Origin of the sequence: Streptococcus sp. D7B5, from assembly GCF_029691405.1 — a bacterium.
In the GTDB taxonomy this organism is placed as follows: Bacteria; Bacillota; Bacilli; order Lactobacillales; family Streptococcaceae; genus Streptococcus.
In genome coordinates, this window is record NZ_CP121467.1 from 1002243 (window position 1) to 1023094 (window position 20852).

At 44.0% G+C, this 20852-nt stretch carries 16 protein-coding genes, 19 tRNA genes and 3 rRNA genes; 3 read left to right on the plus strand and 35 right to left on the minus strand.

Annotation, left to right across the window (positions count from 1 at the left end; translation table 11 throughout):
* Positions 1-12: 12 nt before the first annotated feature.
* The 4 genes from P8P68_RS04845 to P8P68_RS04860 all read right to left on the minus strand — a co-directional run bounded on the left by P8P68_RS04845 (position 13) and on the right by P8P68_RS04860 (position 4110).
* Positions 13-1533 carry an ABC transporter permease/substrate-binding protein gene (locus P8P68_RS04845; protein ID WP_278275694.1) on the minus strand — a complete coding sequence of 507 codons (1521 nt, stop codon included), beginning with the start codon at positions 1531-1533 and terminating at the stop codon, positions 13-15.
* The gene (locus P8P68_RS04850) at positions 1526-2254 is read right to left on the minus strand and encodes an ABC transporter ATP-binding protein (RefSeq protein WP_084859528.1); all 729 of its coding nucleotides are present in this window, start codon (positions 2252-2254) and stop codon (positions 1526-1528) included. Before P8P68_RS04850 ends, P8P68_RS04845 begins: the two co-directional genes overlap by 8 nt.
* Before the next feature lie 72 nt (positions 2255-2326).
* Entirely contained in the window at positions 2327-2770 is a 444-nt protein-coding gene (locus tag P8P68_RS04855; protein ID WP_000872569.1) for a MarR family transcriptional regulator, read from the minus strand.
* A 146-nt stretch (positions 2771-2916) separates the two neighbouring features.
* On the minus strand, positions 2917-4110 hold the full coding sequence (locus P8P68_RS04860; protein ID WP_278276305.1) for an O-antigen ligase: 1194 nt from the start codon (positions 4108-4110) through the stop codon (positions 2917-2919).
* A gap of 276 nt (positions 4111-4386) precedes the next feature.
* On the opposite strand from P8P68_RS04860, the gene birA reads away from it, so the two are divergent.
* Positions 4387-5322, plus strand: a complete 936-nt coding sequence (gene birA / locus P8P68_RS04865) for a bifunctional biotin--[acetyl-CoA-carboxylase] ligase/biotin operon repressor BirA (RefSeq protein ID WP_278275695.1) — start codon at positions 4387-4389, stop codon at positions 5320-5322.
* Between the two features lie 83 nt (positions 5323-5405).
* On the opposite strand, the gene P8P68_RS04870 is transcribed toward birA, so the two are convergent.
* From P8P68_RS04870 to rlmD, 23 genes are all read right to left on the minus strand, one after another.
* Positions 5406-5493: transfer RNA gene (locus P8P68_RS04870), tRNA-Ser, on the minus strand.
* Between the two features lie 6 nt (positions 5494-5499).
* Positions 5500-5573, minus strand: a tRNA-Ile gene (locus tag P8P68_RS04875).
* A gap of 33 nt (positions 5574-5606) precedes the next feature.
* Positions 5607-5677 (minus strand) — tRNA-Gly (locus tag P8P68_RS04880).
* Positions 5678-5692: 15 nt separating this feature from the next.
* Positions 5693-5765 (minus strand) — tRNA-Phe (locus P8P68_RS04885).
* A gap of 4 nt (positions 5766-5769) precedes the next feature.
* Positions 5770-5843 (minus strand) — tRNA-Met (locus P8P68_RS04890).
* Positions 5844-5853: 10 nt separating this feature from the next.
* A tRNA-Ser gene (locus P8P68_RS04895) sits at positions 5854-5943 on the minus strand.
* Positions 5944-5952: 9 nt separating this feature from the next.
* A tRNA-Ile gene (locus tag P8P68_RS04900) sits at positions 5953-6026 on the minus strand.
* A 13-nt stretch (positions 6027-6039) separates the two neighbouring features.
* Positions 6040-6113: transfer RNA gene (locus P8P68_RS04905), tRNA-Met, on the minus strand.
* 5 nt (positions 6114-6118) lie between these two features.
* Positions 6119-6192: transfer RNA gene (locus P8P68_RS04910), tRNA-Pro, on the minus strand.
* Between the two features lie 15 nt (positions 6193-6207).
* Positions 6208-6281, minus strand: a tRNA-Arg gene (locus P8P68_RS04915).
* A gap of 11 nt (positions 6282-6292) precedes the next feature.
* Positions 6293-6378 (minus strand) — tRNA-Leu (locus P8P68_RS04920).
* Positions 6379-6385: 7 nt separating this feature from the next.
* Positions 6386-6457: transfer RNA gene (locus P8P68_RS04925), tRNA-Gly, on the minus strand.
* Between the two features lie 27 nt (positions 6458-6484).
* A tRNA-Thr gene (locus P8P68_RS04930) sits at positions 6485-6557 on the minus strand.
* Positions 6558-6569: 12 nt separating this feature from the next.
* A tRNA-Leu gene (locus P8P68_RS04935) sits at positions 6570-6651 on the minus strand.
* 5 nt (positions 6652-6656) lie between these two features.
* Positions 6657-6729, minus strand: a tRNA-Lys gene (locus P8P68_RS04940).
* Between the two features lie 24 nt (positions 6730-6753).
* Positions 6754-6826: transfer RNA gene (locus P8P68_RS04945), tRNA-Asp, on the minus strand.
* A 2-nt stretch (positions 6827-6828) separates the two neighbouring features.
* Positions 6829-6901: transfer RNA gene (locus P8P68_RS04950), tRNA-Val, on the minus strand.
* A 105-nt stretch (positions 6902-7006) separates the two neighbouring features.
* Positions 7007-7122, minus strand: a 5S ribosomal RNA gene (gene rrf / locus P8P68_RS04955).
* A 76-nt stretch (positions 7123-7198) separates the two neighbouring features.
* A 23S ribosomal RNA gene (locus P8P68_RS04960) occupies positions 7199-10101 on the minus strand.
* Positions 10102-10223: 122 nt separating this feature from the next.
* A tRNA-Ala gene (locus P8P68_RS04965) sits at positions 10224-10296 on the minus strand.
* 51 nt (positions 10297-10347) lie between these two features.
* Positions 10348-11895 (minus strand): 16S ribosomal RNA (locus P8P68_RS04970).
* The 16S, 23S and 5S rRNA genes sit together here with 19 tRNA genes alongside, the layout of an rRNA operon.
* Before the next feature lie 230 nt (positions 11896-12125).
* A tRNA-Glu gene (locus tag P8P68_RS04975) sits at positions 12126-12197 on the minus strand.
* A 67-nt stretch (positions 12198-12264) separates the two neighbouring features.
* Positions 12265-13626 (minus strand): 23S rRNA (uracil(1939)-C(5))-methyltransferase RlmD, encoded by a 1362-nt coding sequence (rlmD, locus tag P8P68_RS04980; RefSeq protein ID WP_278275696.1) that lies wholly within the window; start codon positions 13624-13626, stop codon positions 12265-12267.
* A gap of 37 nt (positions 13627-13663) precedes the next feature.
* Here rlmD and recX point away from each other — a divergent pair, with 37 nt between their 5' ends.
* A complete protein-coding gene (recX, locus tag P8P68_RS04985) occupies positions 13664-14440 on the plus strand; it encodes a recombination regulator RecX (protein WP_248026848.1) in 777 nt (258 codons plus the stop codon).
* Positions 14441-14528: 88 nt separating this feature from the next.
* Entirely contained in the window at positions 14529-15062 is a 534-nt protein-coding gene (locus P8P68_RS04990) for a DUF402 domain-containing protein (RefSeq protein WP_000775318.1), read from the plus strand.
* Positions 15063-15131: 69 nt separating this feature from the next.
* Here the strand turns inward: P8P68_RS04990 and P8P68_RS04995 are convergent, their stop codons facing one another.
* The 8 genes from P8P68_RS04995 to P8P68_RS05030 all read right to left on the minus strand — a co-directional run bounded on the left by P8P68_RS04995 (position 15132) and on the right by P8P68_RS05030 (position 20785).
* Positions 15132-15899 (minus strand): epoxyqueuosine reductase QueH, encoded by a 768-nt coding sequence (locus P8P68_RS04995; protein WP_000567566.1) that lies wholly within the window; start codon positions 15897-15899, stop codon positions 15132-15134.
* 124 nt (positions 15900-16023) lie between these two features.
* Complete coding sequence (groL, locus tag P8P68_RS05000; RefSeq protein ID WP_278275697.1) at positions 16024-17646, minus strand: chaperonin GroEL; 1623 nt, start codon at positions 17644-17646, stop codon at positions 16024-16026.
* 15 nt (positions 17647-17661) lie between these two features.
* Positions 17662-17946, minus strand: a complete 285-nt coding sequence (groES, locus tag P8P68_RS05005) for a co-chaperone GroES (protein ID WP_000917326.1) — start codon at positions 17944-17946, stop codon at positions 17662-17664.
* Between the two features lie 308 nt (positions 17947-18254).
* Entirely contained in the window at positions 18255-18650 is a 396-nt protein-coding gene (locus P8P68_RS05010) for a single-stranded DNA-binding protein (protein ID WP_000282459.1), read from the minus strand.
* Positions 18651-18727: 77 nt separating this feature from the next.
* Positions 18728-19489, minus strand: a complete 762-nt coding sequence (locus tag P8P68_RS05015; protein ID WP_278275698.1) for an SDR family NAD(P)-dependent oxidoreductase — start codon at positions 19487-19489, stop codon at positions 18728-18730.
* A 41-nt stretch (positions 19490-19530) separates the two neighbouring features.
* Positions 19531-20157 (minus strand): YtpR family tRNA-binding protein, encoded by a 627-nt coding sequence (gene ytpR, locus P8P68_RS05020; protein ID WP_278275699.1) that lies wholly within the window; start codon positions 20155-20157, stop codon positions 19531-19533.
* A gap of 14 nt (positions 20158-20171) precedes the next feature.
* Positions 20172-20489 (minus strand): thioredoxin family protein, encoded by a 318-nt coding sequence (locus tag P8P68_RS05025; protein WP_278275700.1) that lies wholly within the window; start codon positions 20487-20489, stop codon positions 20172-20174.
* Positions 20486-20785 carry a DUF4651 domain-containing protein gene (locus P8P68_RS05030; protein ID WP_278275701.1) on the minus strand — a complete coding sequence of 100 codons (300 nt, stop codon included), beginning with the start codon at positions 20783-20785 and terminating at the stop codon, positions 20486-20488. Before P8P68_RS05030 ends, P8P68_RS05025 begins: the two co-directional genes overlap by 4 nt.
* Between the last annotated feature and the right edge of the window lie 67 nt (positions 20786-20852).

The window sequence follows — 20852 nt, forward strand, 5'->3', positions numbered from 1 at the left end:
AGCATTTTCAAGCTATTTCTTCAACAATCCTTGTTCTTGTAGAAACTCCTTGGCTACTTGTTCTGCTGACTTGCCTTCAACACCGACTTGGTAGTTGAGCTGGCTCATCTGGCTTTCCGTGATTTTACCTGCTAGTTTATTGAGAACTGGCTCCAACTCAGGATGTTTCTTGAGAAGAGCTTCTTTCATGAGTGGGGCCCCTTGATAAGGTGGGAAGAGTTGCTTGTCATCTTCCAAGATCTGCAAATCATAACGCGCCAATTCTGCATCTGTCGAATAGGCATCTGTGATTTGAATATCGCCTGACTGAATTGCCTGATAGCGAAGAGCTGGCTCCATGGTCGCTACGTTGAGATTGAGACCATACATTGATTGCAAGCCCTTATTTCCATCCTCACGATCATTAAACTCGAGAGTAAAACCGGCCTTCAGCTGCCCTTCCACTTTTTTCAAGTCCGAAATGGTCTTCAAGCCATATTCTTGAGCAATTTTTTTCGGAACAGCTACAGCGTAGGTATTTTGATAAGACATAGGTTTTAGATAGGCCAGATGATCCTGTTTGGCAATGCCATCACGCGCCACCTGATAAACCTGATCTGGCTCATGACCTACCTTGGGTGATGGCTGAAGCAAACTTTCAGTCACCGTACCAGTAAATTCAGGATAGATATCAATATCCCCTTTTTTCAGAGCTTCATAGAGGAAACTTGTTTTCCCAAAATTCGGTTTAACAGTCGCAGTCATACTGGTATTTTCTTCAATCAGCAGCTTATACATATTGGCCAAAATTTCTGGTTCTGGACCCAATTTCCCAGCAATCACCAAGTTTTCTTTCTCTTTTTGAGCCAAGAGGGCTGGACTATAAGACAGACCAAGCAATATGGTCACCAAGGCAAAACCAGAGAAAATCGTCCGCAATTTTGCTTTTTCCATCACTTTTAGCAGGAAGTTAAAGGCAATAGCCAGCACTGCAGAAGAAAGGGCCCCAATCAAAATCAGACTGGTATTATTGCGGTCAATTCCCAAAAGGATAAAGGAACCCAGTCCCCCTGCACCAATCAAGGCAGCCAAGGTCGCCGTACCAATGATCAAGACCGCTGCCGTCCGAATCCCAGACATCATAACAGGCATGGCAAGTGGAATTTCAAACTTCTTGAGACGCTCCCATCTAGTCATCCCAAAGGCAATCCCAGCCTCTTGTAGACTTGGATCAATTCCCTTTAGCCCAGTGATGGTATTTTGCAAAATTGGGAAAATCGCATAAATCACTAGTGCTGTCAAAGCAGGCAAGGTCCCAATTCCCATCAAGGGAATAAAGAGTCCCAACAAGGCCAGAGACGGGATAGTCTGGAAAATCCCTGCAATCTGCAAGACCCAGTCCGCCAACTTCTCATGATAGCGAAGATAAACAGCCAAGGGAATAGCAATAAAAATAGCTAGTAACAAGGTCAAAAGTGACAACTGCAAATGTTGAGATAGAGCTGTTACCCAATCACTAAAACGCTCCTGAAAAGTTGATATCAAATTAGTCATGAACACTACCTCCAAACAAGTCTGCTACAAAGTCTGTTGCAGGAGCCTTTAAAATGGTCTCGGGATTCGCCACCTGACAAATCTCTCCGTCCTGCAAGACAGCAATACGGTCCGCCAATTTCAAAGCTTCATCCGTATCATGGGTCACAAAAATCGTTGTCATTCCAAACTCTTTATGCAATTCTTTCGTCAGAACCTGCAACTGTTTTCTCGAAATAGCATCCAAGGCTGAAAAGGGCTCATCCATGAGGAGAATCTTAGGCTGACCAATCATAGCACGAACAATACCGACCCGTTGCTGTTCTCCACCAGATAATTCATTAGGTAAACGATGCCCATACTCAGCCACTGGTAAACCAACTTTAGCCAAAAGCTCTTCTGTTTTCTTCGCAATGTCTTCCTTAGTCCAGCCCTTCATCTCCGGAATGAGGGCAATATTTTCCGCAACCGTTAGATTGGGAAACAGAGCAATGGCCTGTAAAACATAACCAGTAGAAAGACGAAGCTCACGCTCATCATAGTCTTTGATGCGCTTACCATCCATGTATATATTTCCATCAGTTGGTTCCAAAAGACGGTTAATCATCTTGATCATGGTCGTCTTACCAGACCCAGAAGGCCCAACTAAAACCATGAACTCCCCATTCTCAATCTGTAAATTGACATCTCTCAAAACATCTTTTTCTGTATAGCGTAGCGCTACATTTTTGTATTCAATCATTCTTTGTCCTCAATTTAAAATTTTCCTCGGTTGGTCAAGTTACCAACCTTTTAATAACTAATTTACCCCACTCTAAACCTCATTTTCCTTCTCTTTCAGATTAGCCAAAATTCTTTCTTGAAAACCTTCAAACTGACGAATTTCTTCCTCTGAAAATCCTTTGTAACAGATAGTATCCAATCTCTGACTGACACGTTGCCCAACTTCTTTCTGGGACTTGCCCAACTCTGTTAAAACTAAATACTTCTTACGCTTATCTTCTCCACACGGACTGACAGTTATAAGATTTTGCTCCTCTAACTTTTTTATCATAGTCGTCAACGTATTATTAGCAAGCCCAGTCGCAAGCGCAATATCTGTCGCAGTTGCACAGCCCGTCTTACTATTCCATAAAACCGCTAAAATCTTTCCCTGCTCACTCCGATAAAGAGAGTCAGGGTCTTGTCTCAGTAACTTTTGAAAAATCCGCCCATTCAACAAACGAATATGATGGGCTACCAAATGACAATATTTCATGACCTCTCCAATTTATTTCTATATAGAATTATATTTCATTGTAATACTTATCATTCCATCTGTCAATTATTTCGTCTTAGAAATAATTTCCACCAAACAAAAAAAGACCTCCTACCTAAAGTAGAAGATCTTCACTATTTATTAACTTAATCTGTCATTTCGGACACCAAGGTACGATGTTCCAACGGTAGGCTACACATAACCAGCAAGAAGATGAAGCCTGACTGAATCCAGAAGAGGGCCAGGTCAAAGATGCCATGCACAGCTACCACCGTTAGGAAGGAAAGGTAGAGTCCAATAATTGGTCGTTTGCCAGACTCCTGACTCATATCCATCATCATGTGAACCGGGATAACCGAAGAAATGGATAGGAGAATGGTTCCAATTAAACCATAACTTAAAATAGTATCGATGTAAAGACTATGCGCGTGTTCGTGATAAGGAGCATGGATTCTAGGATAAGAATTCATATAGGTCAATGGACCTTCACCCCAAATCGGATTTTGCTTAAACAAAGCCATACCAGCATTCCATATCGAAACTCGCTCTTCCATTGAAGAATCTAGCGTTCCCATGCGAACACCCAAGTCACTTGAAAAGAGGAAACAAAGGCCAATCCCAAAAACACCAATACTGAGCCAGAAGGCACGCCAGTTTTTAATGGTTGTAAAGAGATAAATGATGGCACCCGCTATAATAGCAGGGAAGGCTGTTCGATTTTGCGTGAAATTTAAACCAAAAAGATTTACAAAACCTGCTAGCACACAAAAGATTTTTAACCATCTTAGCTTTGTCGTCGTAAAGAGGTAAAAAGCTATCATGATACAGAAGCAACAGATAATCCCATAGTAGTTAGGATTAAAGAAGGTCACCTCGGCACGGTTTTGGTGCCATACTTGCATATTTGGTGAAAGAAAGGCATAGTTAAATTTCTTTACAATTTGGAAATGCTCCAAAGTAGCAAAAGCGGCAGAGACAACACTACCAAACAAAACCGTCTGGAGTATCAGTCGAAAGAAAGCATGCGTCAGACGCTTCTGGTAAAAACTAAAGAAAATAAGAAATAGGAGCATCAGGAAAGATGCTGCTAGACCAAGCCAGTTCTTGGCGACGATGGAAATGATACTACTGTAAGCAATAAAAAAGAGAAGTACAGGATGTTTGGCCAATCCTTTGATAATTCCCTTCATCTCCCCAGTAACAAGTAAACCTATCAAATATAAAGCAAAGAGTGCTAAGAACAAATAAAAAGGTAAAAAGATACTTATGATCATCAAATACAAAAAGAAATCTTTTCTCGAAAGCCCTCTTATCTTATCCAGTAATCCAATTGATTTCAAAACGGATCCTTTCTGTTCTGGATTTCTCCAGAAGATAAATGCTAAACTATCTTTTAATTTTACCATTTTTTCCGCCATTTGGGAATAATGAACACGCTATCAAAATGAAAAAACTTTTAAGTAGGAATACAAATATATGCACTCTGTCATAATAAGCATTAAAAGGAAATTGTCGCTGGTGAAAAAGAAGTAAACTTCTAAAAAAGTAAAAGCTATGGTAGAATATAAGAAAGATTAAAATAACAACTATTGAACGACAGTTAAAAAGGAAAATCAATGAAATCACACCAACTAGTCTACCAAATACTAACCAAAGAAAACGACTATGTCAGCGGAGAAAAAATCGGAGAAGAACTGAATTTAAGCCGTACATCCATATGGAAAGCGATCCAACGTCTTCAACAAGAAGGCCTAGAAATTGACAGTATCAAAAATAGAGGATACAAGCTTATTCAAGGCGATCTGATATTGCCTGATTTGATTCAGGAGAAAACCAACTTAACCATTCGCTACAAACCTGAGACCAAATCAACACAAACAGATGCAAAAGAAGGGATCGAAGCTGGAAACAAAGGAAATACACTCTATCTTTCAACCTGTCAAACAGCAGGTCGTGGTCGCTTTCAGCGTCCCTACTATTCCCCAGCTCAGGGTGGGATCTATATGTCTCTGCATATTCAACCCAATCTTCCCTATGAAAAACTTCCATCCTATACACTCCTTGTTGCCGCAGCAGTCTACAAAGCCATTAAAAATCTAACTATGATAGAAGTAGATATCAAATGGGTAAATGACATCTACTTTAAAAATAAAAAAATAGCAGGTATCCTCACCGAAGCAATGACATCAGTTGAGACAGGCTTAGTTACAGATGTCATTATCGGACTTGGTATAAATTTTTCTATAGAAGACTTTCCAGAAGAACTAAAAGAAAAAGCAGGTAGTCTATTTATGCCACCTGCACCAATTAGTCGTAATGAGCTCATCAGCGAAATATGGAATTGTTTCTACAATACGGATCCAGACGAGCTATTCTATTTCTATAAAGCGAGATCAATCGTACTGGGAAAGGAAATCACCTTCCAGCGAAATGGACAAAATGAAAAGGGAATGGCAAAAGACATCTCAAACACCGGTCAACTTCAAGTTGAACTAGAAGACAAAAAAAACATTTGGCTAAATAGTGGAGAGATTTCCCTAACAAGTTGGTAATTAAAAATCCCCCTCTTATAGACTAAGAGGGGGAAAACTTATCTTTAAAAAGCAACAAAAAAAGAGTTAACACTCTTAAATTACGGAGAATGGGGGATTCGAACCCCCGCGCCAGTTACCCGACCTAACGATTTAGCAAACCGTCCTCTTCAGCCTCTTGAGTAATTCTCCTATTAATGGGCACGAGTGGACTCGAACCACCGACCTCACGCTTATCAGGCGTGCGCTCTAACCACCTGAGCTACGCGCCCAAGTTAAAAACTTGGTATTTGAACAAAGTTCAAAGCGGGTGACGAGAATCGAACTCGCGACAACAGCTTGGAAGGCTGTAGTTTTACCACTAAACTACACCCGCATAGAAGATTAAATATGGCGCGAGACGGAATCGAACCGCCGACACATGGAGCTTCAATCCATTGCTCTACCAACTGAGCTACCGAGCCAAAATTGCGGGAGCAGGATTTGAACCTACGACCTTCGGGTTATGAGCCCGACGAGCTACCGAGCTGCTCCATCCCGCGTTAATATGAAAGGAGGATGTGGGATTCGAACCCACGCACGCTTTTACACGCCTGACGGTTTTCAAGACCGTTCCCTTCAGCCGGACTTGGGTAATCCTCCATTTTTCAATGGACCTTGTAGGACTTGAACCTACGACCACTCGGTTATGAGCCGAGAGCTCTAACCAGCTGAGCTAAAGGTCCAACAAGATCATTATAGCGGCGAAGGGGATCGAACCCCCGACCTCCCGGGTATGAACCGGACGCTCTAGCCAGCTGAGCTACACCGCCATCAATCGGGAAGACAGGATTCGAACCTGCGACACCTTGGTCCCAAACCAAGTACTCTACCAAGCTGAGCTACTTCCCGCGTTAAATAAAAAAATGCACCCTAGAGGAGTCGAACCTCTAACCGCCTGATTCGTAGTCAGGTACTCTATCCAGTTGAGCTAAGGGTGCTCATCATTATATGCCGAGGACCGGAATCGAACCGGTACGATCGTTACCAATCGCAGGATTTTAAGTCCTGTGCGTCTGCCAGTTCCGCCACCCCGGCCTCTCTAAGCGAACGACGGGATTCGAACCCGCGACCCCCACCTTGGCAAGGTGGTGTTCTACCACTGAACTACGTTCGCATCGACCTCTTATTCTATATAAAAAAATGCCGGCTACATGACTTGAACACGCGACCCTCTGATTACAAATCAGATGCTCTACCAACTGAGCTAAGCCGGCTACTTTCTATTATGCGGGTTAAGGGACTTGAACCCCCACGCCGTTAAGCGCCAGATCCTAAATCTGGTGCGTCTGCCAATTCCGCCAAACCCGCAAATATGACCCGTACTGGGCTCGAACCAGTGACCCATTGATTAAAAGTCAATTGCTCTACCAACTGAGCTAACGAGTCTAAAATAACTTCCGTTATCTTAAACGGTCCCGACGGGAATCGAACCCGCGATCTTCGCCGTGACAGGGCGACGTGATAACCGCTACACTACGGGACCTATGGGAGTTAACGGGATCGAACCGCTGACCCTCTGCTTGTAAGGCAGATGCTCTCCCAGCTGAGCTAAACTCCCAAAGGGCGGAGTCTAGCTCATCCAACGGTAAGAAACTTTGTTTCTCTCATCCGCCGATTGTAATTTCGATTTCCTCTCAATTACAACTAAGCTAAACTCCCTCGAGCTAAGCGACTTCCATATCTCACAGGGGGCAACCCCCAACTACTTCCGGCGTTCTAGGGCTTAACTACTGTGTTCGGCATGGGTACAGGTGTATCTCCTAGGCTATCGTCACTTAACTCTGAGTAATACCTACTCAAAATTGAATATCTATCAAATACCAAGAAAACCTCACACTTCGTATTCTCAGTTACTTTGGATAAGTCCTCGAGCTATTAGTATTAGTCCGCTACATGTGTCGCCACACTTCCACTTCTAACCTATCTACCTGATCATCTCTCAGGGCTCTTACTGATATAAAATCATGGGAAATCTCATCTTGAGGTGGGTTTCACACTTAGATGCTTTCAGCGTTTATCCCTTCCCTACATAGCTACCCAGCGATGCCTTTGGCAAGACAACTGGTACACCAGCGGTAAGTCCACTCTGGTCCTCTCGTACTAGGAGCAGATCCTCTCAAATTTCCTACGCCCGCGACGGATAGGGACCGAACTGTCTCACGACGTTCTGAACCCAGCTCGCGTGCCGCTTTAATGGGCGAACAGCCCAACCCTTGGGACCGACTACAGCCCCAGGATGCGACGAGCCGACATCGAGGTGCCAAACCTCCCCGTCGATGTGAACTCTTGGGGGAGATAAGCCTGTTATCCCCAGGGTAGCTTTTATCCGTTGAGCGATGGCCCTTCCATACGGAACCACCGGATCACTAAGCCCGACTTTCGTCCCTGCTCGAGTTGTAGCTCTCGCAGTCAAGCTCCCTTATACCTTTACACTCTGCGAATGATTTCCAACCATTCTGAGGGAACCTTTGGGCGCCTCCGTTACCTTTTAGGAGGCGACCGCCCCAGTCAAACTGCCCGTCAGACACTGTCTCCGATAGGGATAACCTATCCGGGTTAGAGTGGCCATAACACAAGGGTAGTATCCCAACAACGTCTCCTTCGAAACTGGCGTCCCGATCTCATAGACTCCTACCTATCCTGTACATGTGGTACAGACACTCAATATCAAACTGCAGTAAAGCTCCATGGGGTCTTTCCGTCCTGTCGCGGGTAACCTGCATCTTCACAGGTACTAAAATTTCACCGAGTCTCTCGTTGAGACAGTGCCCAAATCATTACGCCTTTCGTGCGGGTCGGAACTTACCCGACAAGGAATTTCGCTACCTTAGGACCGTTATAGTTACGGCCGCCGTTTACTGGGGCTTCAATTCATACCTTCGGATTACTCCTAAGCACTCCTCTTAACCTTCCAGCACCGGGCAGGCGTCACCCCCTATACATCATCTTACGATTTAGCAGAGAGCTGTGTTTTTGATAAACAGTTGCTTGGGCCTATTCACTGCGGCTGACCTAAAGTCAGCACCCCTTCTCCCGAAGTTACGGGGTCATTTTGCCGAGTTCCTTAACGAGAGTTCTCTCGCTCACCTGAGGCTACTCGCCTCGACTACCTGTGTCGGTTTGCGGTACGGGTAGAGTATGTTTAAACGCTAGAAGCTTTTCTTGGCAGTGTGACGTCACTAACTTCGCTACTAAACTTCGCTCCCCATCACAGCTCAATGTTATAGATATAAGCATTTGACTCATATCACACCTCACTGCTTAGACAGACACTTCCATTCGTCTGCTTTAGTTAGCCTACTGCGTCCCTCCATCACTACATACTCTAGTACAGGAATATCAACCTGTTGTCCATCGGATACACCTTTCGGTCTCTCCTTAGGTCCCGACTAACCCAGGGCGGACGAGCCTTCCCCTGGAAACCTTAGTCTTACGGTGGACAGGATTCTCACCTGTCTTTCGCTACTCATACCGGCATTCTCACTTCTATGCGTTCCAGCACTCCTCACGGTATACCTTCTTCACACATAGAACGCTCTCCTACCATACCTATAAAGGTATCCACAGCTTCGGTAAATTGTTTTAGCCCCGGTACATTTTCGGCGCAGGGTCACTCGACTAGTGAGCTATTACGCACTCTTTGAATGAATAGCTGCTTCTAAGCTAACATCCTAGTTGTCTGTGCAACCCCACATCCTTTTCCACTTAACAATTATTTTGGGACCTTAGCTGGTGGTCTGGGCTGTTTCCCTTTCGACTACGGATCTTAGCACTCGCAGTCTGACTGCCGACCATAATTCATTGGCATTCGGAGTTTATCTGAGATTGGTAATCCGGGATGGACCCCTCACCCAAACAGTGCTCTACCTCCAAGAATCTTGATGTCGACGCTAGCCCTAAAGCTATTTCGGAGAGAACCAGCTATCTCCAAGTTCGTTTGGAATTTCTCCGCTACCCACAAGTCATCCAAGCACTTTTCAACGTGCCCTGGTTCGGTCCTCCAGTGCGTCTTACCGCACCTTCAACCTGCTCATGGGTAGGTCACATGGTTTCGGGTCTACGACATGATACTAAGGCGCCCTATTCAGACTCGGTTTCCCTGCGGCTCCGTCTCTTCAACTTAACCTCGCATCATATCGTAACTCGCCGGTTCATTCTACAAAAGGCACGCTCTCACCCATTAACGGGCTCGAACTTGTTGTAGGCACACGGTTTCAGGTTCTATTTCACTCCCCTCCCGGGGTGCTTTTCACCTTTCCCTCACGGTACTGGTTCACTATCGGTCACTAGGGAGTATTTAGGGTTGGGAGATGGTCCTCCCAGATTCCGACGGGATTTCTCGTGTCCCGCCGTACTCAGGATACTGCTAGGTACAAAGACTATTTTAAATACGAGGCTATTACTCTCTTTGGCTGATCTTCCCAAATCATTCTTCTATAATCTTTGAGTCCATATTGCAGTCCTACAACCCCGAAGAGTAAACTCTTCGGTTTGCCCTCCTGCCGTTTCGCTCGCCGCTACTAAGGCAATCGCTTTTGCTTTCTCTTCCTGCAGCTACTTAGATGTTTCAGTTCACTGCGTCTTCCTCCTCACATCCTTAACAGATGCGGGTAACAGGTAGTACCTGTTGGGTTCCCCCATTCGGAAATCCCTGGATCATCGCTTACTTACAGCTACCCAAGGCATATCGTCGTTTGTCACGTCCTTCTTCGGCTCCTAGTGCCAAGGCATCCACCGTGCGCCCTTATTAACTTAACCTTATTTTTTGACCTTTCAGTCATAAACTCTTTTAATACTACAGCGTTTCGGTTTATTTTCTTGTTACTATTTGATATAGATATTCAATTTTCAATGTGCATTACTTGGTGATCTCTCACCAATGGAGCCTAGCGGGATCGAACCGCTGACCTCCTGCGTGCAAAGCAGGCGCTCTCCCAGCTGAGCTAAGGCCCCACAAGACCTCTCAAGACTAAACAAGACCAATGTGCAGTTCCTTATCCTTAGAAAGGAGGTGATCCAGCCGCACCTTCCGATACGGCTACCTTGTTACGACTTCACCCCAATCATCTATCCCACCTTAGGCGGCTGGCTCCAAATGGTTACCTCACCGACTTCGGGTGTTACAAACTCTCGTGGTGTGACGGGCGGTGTGTACAAGGCCCGGGAACGTATTCACCGCGGCGTGCTGATCCGCGATTACTAGCGATTCCGACTTCATGTAGGCGAGTTGCAGCCTACAATCCGAACTGAGACTGGCTTTAAGAGATTAGCTTGCCGTCACCGGCTTGCGACTCGTTGTACCAGCCATTGTAGCACGTGTGTAGCCCAGGTCATAAGGGGCATGATGATTTGACGTCATCCCCACCTTCCTCCGGTTTATTACCGGCAGTCTCGCTAGAGTGCCCAACTGAATGATGGCAACTAACAATAGGGGTTGCGCTCGTTGCGGGACTTAACCCAACATCTCACGACACGAGCTGACGACAACCATGCACCACCTGTCACCTCTGTCCCGAAGGAAAACTCTATCTCTAGAGCGGTCAGAGGGATGTCAAGACCTGGTAAGGTTCTTCGCGTTGCTTCGAATTAAACCACATGCTCCACCGCTTGTGCGGGCCCCCGTCAATTCCTTTGAGTTTCAACCTTGCGGTCGTACTCCCCAGGCGGAGTGCTTAATGCGTTAGCTGCGGCACTAAACCCCGGAAAGGGTCTAACACCTAGCACTCATCGTTTACGGCGTGGACTACCAGGGTATCTAATCCTGTTTGCTCCCCACGCTTTCGAGCCTCAGCGTCAGTTACAAGCCAGAGAGCCGCTTTCGCCACCGGTGTTCCTCCATATATCTACGCATTTCACCGCTACACATGGAATTCCACTCTCCCCTCTTGCACTCAAGTTAAACAGTTTCCAAAGCGTACTATGGTTAAGCCACAGCCTTTAACTTCAGACTTATCTAACCGCCTGCGCTCGCTTTACGCCCAATAAATCCGGACAACGCTCGGGACCTACGTATTACCGCGGCTGCTGGCACGTAGTTAGCCGTCCCTTTCTGGTAAGATACCGTCACAGTGTGAACTTTCCACTCTCACACTCGTTCTTCTCTTACAACAGAGCTTTACGATCCGAAAACCTTCTTCACTCACGCGGCGTTGCTCGGTCAGACTTCCGTCCATTGCCGAAGATTCCCTACTGCTGCCTCCCGTAGGAGTCTGGGCCGTGTCTCAGTCCCAGTGTGGCCGATCACCCTCTCAGGTCGGCTATGTATCGTTGCCTTGGTGAGCCGTTACCTCACCAACTAGCTAATACAACGCAGGTCCATCTGGTAGTGATGCAATTGCACCTTTTAAGTAAATGTCATGCAACATCTACTCTTATGCGGTATTAGCTATCGTTTCCAATAGTTATCCCCCGCTACCAGGCAGGTTACCTACGCGTTACTCACCCGTTCGCAACTCATCCGCTCGGTGCAAGCACCAAGCTTCAGCGTTCTACTTGCATGTATTAGGCACGCCGCCAGCGTTCGTCCTGAGCCAGGATCAAACTCTCATTAAAAGTTTGAGTTCTCACTCATTTCTGTCACTGACAGATTTATTGTTTTTCATTGTTCAGTACTATAACATCAGTTATAGTGCCCTGCACATTGGTTCGTCTTGTTCAGTTTTCAAAGGTCTTTGTCACTCATTCTCTCTCAAGCGACAACTATATTAGTATATCACAGCCATCTGTCTCTGTCAACAGATTTTTTAAACTTTTTTCAAGTTTTTTTAACCACAATACACCCATAGTCCGTACGGGATTCGAACCCGTGTTACCGCCGTGAAAAGGCGGTGTCTTAACCCCTTGACCAACGGACCTTGAGCTTTTCAACTCTTTCTATTATACCTACTTTTTTACCTTTGTCAAGAACTTTTTTAAGTGAATTTAATTTTTTCTTTTCTTCACTAACTTAACCACTGCTTCTGTCCGTGCAGTGTGGGGAAACATATCGACCGACTGGATATACTGGAGGTCATAGACTTTTACTAGTTTAACTAAATCTCGTGCCAAGGTTGAAACATTGCAGGATACATAGACCATTTTTTCTGGGACATAGGTCAGAATGGTATCCAGTAACTTATCATCTAAGCCTGTACGAGGAGGATCGACTATCAAGGCATCTGCTCGGTAGCCTTCTTTATACCAGCGTGGAATAATCTCTTCAGCTGTTCCCGCTTCGTAATGGGTATTGTCAAACCCCATTTTTTGAGCATTTCTCTTGGCATCTTCTATGGCTTCCGGAATAATATCCATTCCTCTGAGACTCTTGACCTTCTTTGCGAAGGCAAATCCAATCGTACCAACACCACAATAAGCATCGATTAGATGGTCTTCTTTGCTGACATCCAGAGCCTTAATTGCTTCACTATAGAGAATTTCTGTCTGCTCCGGATTAAGTTGATAAAAAGCTCGGGGCGAGAGAGAAAACTCATAGTCGAGTACTCCTTCTTGAATGCTCTCTTGGCCCCAGATAATTTCCGTCTTTTCACCATAGATTTCACTTGTTTTCGCTGTATTTGTATTGACTGCAACTGTGACGACTTCTGGAAAATCTTTAACTAAGTCTTTTACTAGCTGGGTTAAATTAAGCTGACGATTCGTAACAATGATTATTTGAACTTGCCCCGTTTTTCTTGCTCTTCGTACCATGATAGTACGAACGCCTAACGTTTTTCTCTCATCTGTAATTGGAATTTGGTGGTAAGTAAGAAGTTCAGCTAGGCGATTCGCTATTACTTGGGTTTCCTTATCTTGCACCAAACAGTCTTTCAACTCTACGAGATAATGAGAGTTTTGCGCATACAAACCTGCCTTGACCTGATTTTTAAATTTCCGAGTCTGGAATTGAAGCTTAGCACGGTAGTACTTTGGTTCCTGCATTCCGATAGTTGGACGGATTTCATAGTTTTCATATCCCGCAGGGGCAAATTTTTTCAGGGCTTGGTGGAGCAAATCTGTTTTGAACTCTAACTGTTTATCATAGTGGAGGTGCATGATTTGGCAACCACCACATTCATTATAAATCGTACAAGCTGGCACGACCCGAAATTTCGACTTCTTATTAACCTTTAGTAATTTGGCTTCAACAAAGTTACGTTTAACAGAAGTAATCTGACAATAGATGTCTTCTCCTTTGAGGGCGCCAGGCACAAAAACGAGGGTTTTCTGGTAGAAACCGATTCCCTCACCATTGATACCCATCCGCTTGATTTTTAAAGGTATTTTTTGTTTGACTTTCAGATTCATACCCCTATCTTATCACATTTTAGGGTATAATAGAACTATGAAAATCACAAAACTTGAAAAGAAAAAACGTCTCTACTTGATGGAGTTAGATGGACAGCAAACCTCTTATATCACGGAAGATACCATTGTCCGTTTTATGTTGTCTAAAGATAAGGTGGTTAGCACTGAAGAATTGACCGAGATTCAGGGCTTTGCTCAGTTTTCTTATGGTAAGAATCTCGCCCTCTACCATCTATCATTTAAAGCTCGAACCGAAAAGGAAGTGAGAGAGTATCTGAAAAAGTATGATATTGATGAAACAATCACTAGTCAAGTTATCGCTAATCTTAAAGAAGATAACTGGATTAATGATCGTCAGTATGCCTATTCTATCATCAATGCAAATCAACTTTCTGGAGATAAGGGACCCTATGTGCTAGCTCAAAAACTGTCTCAAAAAGGGATTGCCAAAGCAACTATTGAAGATGTTTTAAAGGATTTTGATTTTTCGGAGGTTGCTCAACGTGTGGCGGAGAAACTTCTAAAAAAATACACGGGAAAGCTTCCCGCTCGTGCCTTGCAAGATAAGATTATCCAAAACTTGACGAACAAAGGCTTCTCCTATTCTGATGCTAAGAATGCCTTTGACGACTTGGATAGTCAAGTTGATCAAGAAACGACTCAAGAGCTCATTTTTAAAGAACTGGATAAACAATATTCTAAATATGCTCGAAAGTATGAAGGATACGAACTTAAACAGCGTTTAACCCAAGTTTTAGCTCGAAAAGGCTATGATTTTTCGGATATAGCGAGCGCTCTCAGAGAATATCTTTAACATTTTCAGGTAAAATTCAAAAAAATTAGACCAATTTATGATATAATAGTAGATGATAAACTTATAAATTGTAGAAAGTTGGTTAGTTATGAAACTTCCAAAAGAAGGCGACTTTATTACAATTCAAAGTTATAAGCATGATGGGAGTCTTCACCGTACTTGGCGGGACACCATGGTACTAAAAACAACAGAGAACGCTATTATTGGCGTCAACGACCACACACTTGTTACCGAAAGTGACGGTCGTCGTTGGGTGACTCGAGAACCGGCTATTGTTTACTTTCACAAAAAATATTGGTTTAATATCATTGCCATGATTCGTGATAATGGGATTTCCTACTATTGCAATATGGCCAGCCCCTACTATCTAGATGAGGAAGCCCTGAAATACATTGATTATGATTTGGATGTCAAGGTTTTCACTGATGGTGAAAAGCGTCTCTTGGACGTTGAAGAGTATGAGCGCCATAAACGCAAAATGAAGTATTCTGATGATTTAGACTATATTTTGAAAGAACATGTTAAAATCCTTGTTGATTGGATCAACAATGGACGCGGTCCTTTCTCAGAGGCCTATGTCAACATTTGGTACAAACGCTACATAGAACTAAAGAATCGGTAAAGTTGTCAAACCGGGGTGAGAGCCCTGGTTTTTTATTTGAAAAACCCAGCCTGGAAGCTGGGTTAATTGCTATATATCTAATTTAGTGACAGTAAACTTGATATGAGAATAGTCTTTTTCAACATCCTTATCTAACAGGAAAGCCGTGGCATCCTTCTTAATCTGAACAAGGTCAATGTTCTGGGCTTGAGCTGCATAGACGCATCCACAATAACATTGACGATAGATATCATACTCCTCGCACATCTCCACCGAGCGCTTGTAGCCTTGATTTTTCTTGAAATCACTTGGAAGATAGTGGGTGGTGTAAATCTTTTGCACATCAATTCCGATGCTGTTGATGGTTTGAGAATTCTTATGAGGACTGATGGTCAAAGCTGAACCAAAGTAGTCAAAGCCCAAGTCCATAGCTACCTGTGCTGTTTTATCCAGACGGTAGTCAAAACAAACCTTGCAACGGTCACCACCTTCAGGTTCTTCTTCCAGTCCTCTGACTAACTTCCGGTATTCATTGGGTTCATAGGGAGCTTCTAGGTACTGGACTGTATTGCCTGTTCGCTCATTGAAATCACTGACAAATTTCTTGGTGACGTAAGCTCGCTTGTGGTATTCTGCCTTGGGATGGATATTGGAATTGGCAAAATAGATGGTCACATCCGCGTATTTGGTCAGGTATTCTAGGGTGTAGGTACTACAAGGAGCACAGCAAACATGCATGAGAATAGTGGGACGTTGCTCATTTTTCTCCCAAACTTGAACCATTTTTTGCATAACACGGTCATAATTAATCTTCTGATTGGGATTCATCTTGCTCAGAATTTCTTCTACATCAATCATGTTCTTCTCCTTTTTCTAGTCTTATTTTATCATATAAGTTAGGAGAGCTCAAATCAATTTTAGAAGAGAAAACCATAAAAGGAGGGATTATGTTCCCTCCTTTTATGGTTTTTATAAGTTGCTTTTACATCATCCCGCCCATCATGCTTGGATCCATTGCTGGAGCTGGGGCTACTGGTTCTGGTTTATTGGCTACGACTGCTTCTGTAGTCAAAATCAAGCTGGCTACAGATGCTGCATTTTGAAGGGCAGAACGACTAACCTTAACTGGGTCAATGATTCCCTCTTCAATCATGTTGACCCACTCGCCTGTTGCTGCGTTGAAGCCTGTGCCAACTTCAGCATTCTTCAAACGGTCAATAACAATAGAACCTTCGAATCCTGCATTGTGGGCGATTTGACGAACTGGTTCTTCTAAGGCACGGAGAACAATATTGCGTCCTGTCGCTTCATCTCCTGTCAATTCCAAATCAGCAACAGCTGGGATGACATTTACAAGAGCTGTTCCACCACCTGCAACGATTCCTTCTTCCACGGCTGCACGAGTAGCGTTAAGGGCATCTTCAATGCGGAGTTTCATTTCTTTCAACTCAGTTTCAGTTGCAGCACCGACCTTGATCACTGCGACACCACCTGACAATTTTGCCAAGCGTTCTTGCAATTTTTCGCGGTCAAATTCAGATGTTGTAGTTTCAATTTGAGACTTGATAACTGCAACACGGTGAGAAATAGCTTCAGGATTTCCAGCACCTTCTACGATAACAGTGCTATCTTTGTCCACAGTTACTCTAGCAGCTTGACCAAGCGCCTCAATAGTAGCGTCTTTCAACTCAAGACCAAGATCTTCTGTGATGACTGTTCCGCCTGTCAAGATAGCGATGTCTTCTATCATAGCCTTACGACGGTCACCAAAGCCAGGTGCTTTAACAGCTACGACATTGAAGGTTCCACGAATCTTGTTCAATACAAGAGTCGGAAGAGCTTCACCATCTACATCATCCGCAATAATCAAGAGTGGACGATTGCTTTGGAGAATGCTTTCTAGAAGTGGCAAGATTTCTTGAATATTGGAAATCTTCTTATCAGTAATCAAAATGTATGGATTTTCAAGGTCCGCCACCATTTTTTCGCTATCTGTCACCATGTACTGTGATAGATAACCACGGTCAAACTGCATTCCTTCTACGACTTCAAGTTCTGTTTCCATACCACGTGACTCTTCAATGGTGATAACACCGTCTTTACCAACTTTTTCCATAGCTTCAGAGATGTATTCGCCGACTTTTTCAGAACGAGAAGATACAGCGGCAACCTGAGCGATGGCTTCTTTATTGGCAACAGGGATGGCATTGTTTTTCAAGGCTTCTACAGCTGCGGCAACCGCTGCTTCAATCCCTCGACGAATGCCGATTGGATTGGCACCTGCAGTGACGTTTTTGATTCCTTCGCGGACGATAGCTTGAGTCAAGACTGTTGCAGTTGTCGTTCCGTCACCTGCGATATCATTGGTCTTTGAAGCTACTTCTGATACCAATTTGGCACCCATATTTTCAAAATGGTCTTCTAATTCAATTTCTTTGGCAATAGTAACACCATCATTGGTAATCAATGGTGAACCAAATGATTTTTCAAGAACGACATTCCGACCTTTTGGTCCTAAGGTTACTTTAACAGTGTCTGCTAGGATATCGACACCACGGACCATCGCTGAACGAGCATCAGATGAAAATTTAATTTCTTTTGACATACTTACTTTCTCCTTCTATTCTTCAATGATAGCCAAAATGTTAGCTTCGCCAACGATGATGTACTTTTCATCGCCATCTTTGACATCAATACCTGCATGAGCTTCAACTAAGACACGGTCTCCAGGCTTAACGCTTGGAGCAACCAAGTCACCATTCAAGGTACGAACACCTTGTCCAGTAGCTACAACTTGGGCTGTTTTTGTTTTTTCTTGGGCTGAGCCTGCAAGGACAAAGCCTCCAACAGTTTGTTCTTTTTCTTCGATTTTCAAGACCACACGGTCTCCTAATGGTTTCAACATCTGTTTTCCTCCATGATAAACTACATATTATTAGCACTCTTTATATATGAGTGCTAATTCATAGTTCTATTGTATCACTTGGTCAGAAATAGTCAAGAAAAAAGTCTGACTTTGGCAAGATAAAAAGCCTGAGACCAACTCAGACTTTTCAATGTTTATACTCAATGAAAATCAAAGATCAAACTAGGAAGCTAGCCGCAGGTTGCTCAAAGCACTGTTTTGAGGTTGTAGATAAGACTGACCAAGTCAGTTACCTATACCCACGGCAAGGTGAAGCTGACATGGTTTGAAGAGATTTTCGAAGAGTATTAAAATGGCAATTCTTCCTCTTCCAAGACCAAATCTGCCAAATCCTGTCCTGCGTTATTTTCACGCATAGCACGTTGGGCGCGGCTTTCCAAAAGTTGGAATCCTGTGGCAAGGACTTCAGTCACATAGTTCATCTGGCCATTTTTCTCAAAGCGACGGGTACGAAGTTCTCCATCCACAGAGATAAGACTACCTTTAGTTGCGTAGCTTGCCAAGGTTTCAGCCAATTTCCCCCAAAGAACAAGATTGACAAAGTCAGCTTCACGTTCCCCGTTTTGGTCTTTGTAACGACGGTTCACAGCGATCGTTGCTCGCGCCACTGACTTGTCGTTGTTGGTTTTGTGCAATTCTGGTGTAGACGTCAAGCGCCCGATCATGATAACTTTATTATACATATTTTCTTCCTCCTACTTATCTATTCGCAGGGAATCAAAAAAAGTTACAGAAATTTGTAACTTTTCGAAGAAATTTTTTATTTTTTATGCACCATGAAACCTGTCGCCTGTTGATTGGCCATAATGGTCATATCTGTAATCTGCACACGACGAGGCTGACTGGTCACATAGACCACTGCATCTGCAATATCCTGAGCTTGCAGGGCCTCAATTCCCTGATAGACGGTTGCAGCACGCTCTTTGTCACCGTGGAAACGAACTGTAGAGAAATCTGTTTCGACAATCCCTGGCTGAATGGTGGTCACCTTGATATCCGTTGCGATGGTATCAATTCGCAGGCCATCTGAAAAAGTCTTAACTGCTGCCTTGGTAGCTGAATAAACTGCTGCCCCAGCATAGGCATAAATTCCTGCGGTCGATCCCATATTGATAATATGCCCCTGATTGACTTTTACCATAGAAGGCAAGAAACAGCGAGTGACTGCCATCAACCCCTTGACATTGGTATCTAACATGGTCAGCATATCCAACTCTTCATAGTCTTGATAGGGAGCCAAGCCAAGAGCTAGTCCAGCGTTATTGACCAAGATATCAATCTGACCTATCGTTTCCAAAATATCGGAGCAGACAGTCTTCACCATGGTCATATCCGTGACATCCAGTGGAAAGGTCCAAACTGTTTGATTTGGAAACGTTTCTGCAAACTCTGACTTGAGGGCCTCTAGTCTGTCTGTCCGTCGCCCTGTTAGAACGACATTCTCCCCCTGCTCCAGATAAGCACGCGCAATCGCTTCACCGATTCCTGAGGTCGCTCCTGTAATCACTACATTTTTCGCCATCTTATCCCCCTCTATCTGGTATATCAAATACCGACAATTTCCTAGGCCGTCCAGTGTTTAGCTGGGTCAAATGGAGTTCCAACAACTTGGTCTTCTGATAATTCAATAACCCCACGTTTTTGCGGAGCATTTGGCAAGGCAAGTTCACGAGGGCTGCACATCATACCAAAACTCTTTTCACCACGAAGTTCGCCTGGAAAAATGAGATTACCTTTTGGCATCATCGCTCCAGGAAGAGCTACAATTGTTTTCAACCCAACACGCGCATTGGGAGCCCCTGCAACGATTTGCACTGTCTTGTCACTTGCAACGGCCACTTGGCAGATGTTGAGGTGGTCACTATCTGGGTGAGCTACCATCTCGATAATCTCACCGACAACAAACTTAGGTTCTTTGTCATTGACAATTTCTTCTGTAAATCCTTCCGTCTGCAACTCTTGGTTTAAACGAGCGACTTGCTCATCTGTCAACAAGACTTGACCGCGCTCTGCAATTTCAAACAAACTTGAAACTTCGAAAATATTCCAAGCCACTGTTTCTCCATTTTCTTTGAGGAAAACACGGGCTACTTTGCCTTTGCGCTCCACGTCCAGTTTGGCATCTCCGCTGTTTTTCACGATGATCATAAGGACATCGCCAACATGCTCTTTATTATATGTAAAAATCATTCTTTCCTTTTCTCCTATTTCAGTTCTGCTAAAAAGTCGTTAATTTGTTGCTTGCTTTTACGGTCGCGATTGACAAATCGGCCGATTTCCTTGTCCTTTTCTAGCACAACAAGGCTAGGAATCCCGTACACAACCCAGAGTTTGGCTAGATCCATGTACTGGTCACGGTCCACTCGAATAAAGGTGAACTCTGGATTGGTCTCCTCAATCTCTGGCAAGGATGGATAGATATAACGACAATCGCCACACCAGTCCGCCACAAAAAGAAAGACCTTCTTGCCATCCTGCTCGACAAAACCTGCTAGTTCTTCTATACTATTGGGAGTAATCATAAAACTCCCTCCTCATAGACCAGATCTTCATTTTCATAGACAAAGGTATAATGACGGCCATCCTCGAAAATGACTCCTCCGACAAGTCGCTCAAGGCTACTTTCGTAGACTTGAACATAGAGAGTCGCAATCTCACCCATATCTGAGAAAAGTTCGCGCACGATAGCGGTCAACTCTTCCTGAGTCTTCATGAGCTTGTGATTATCTGCTGCTTTTTTAGCCCCCAAAGCAAGGGCACTTAGACCAGCCACAGTCAAGCCAGTCATCCATAATTTCTTAGCTTTCATACCATTCATTGTAACACAAAAAGGGCTCTAGGACAAATAGGGAAGACGTATAGGAGCAAGGCAATTAAAAAAACTC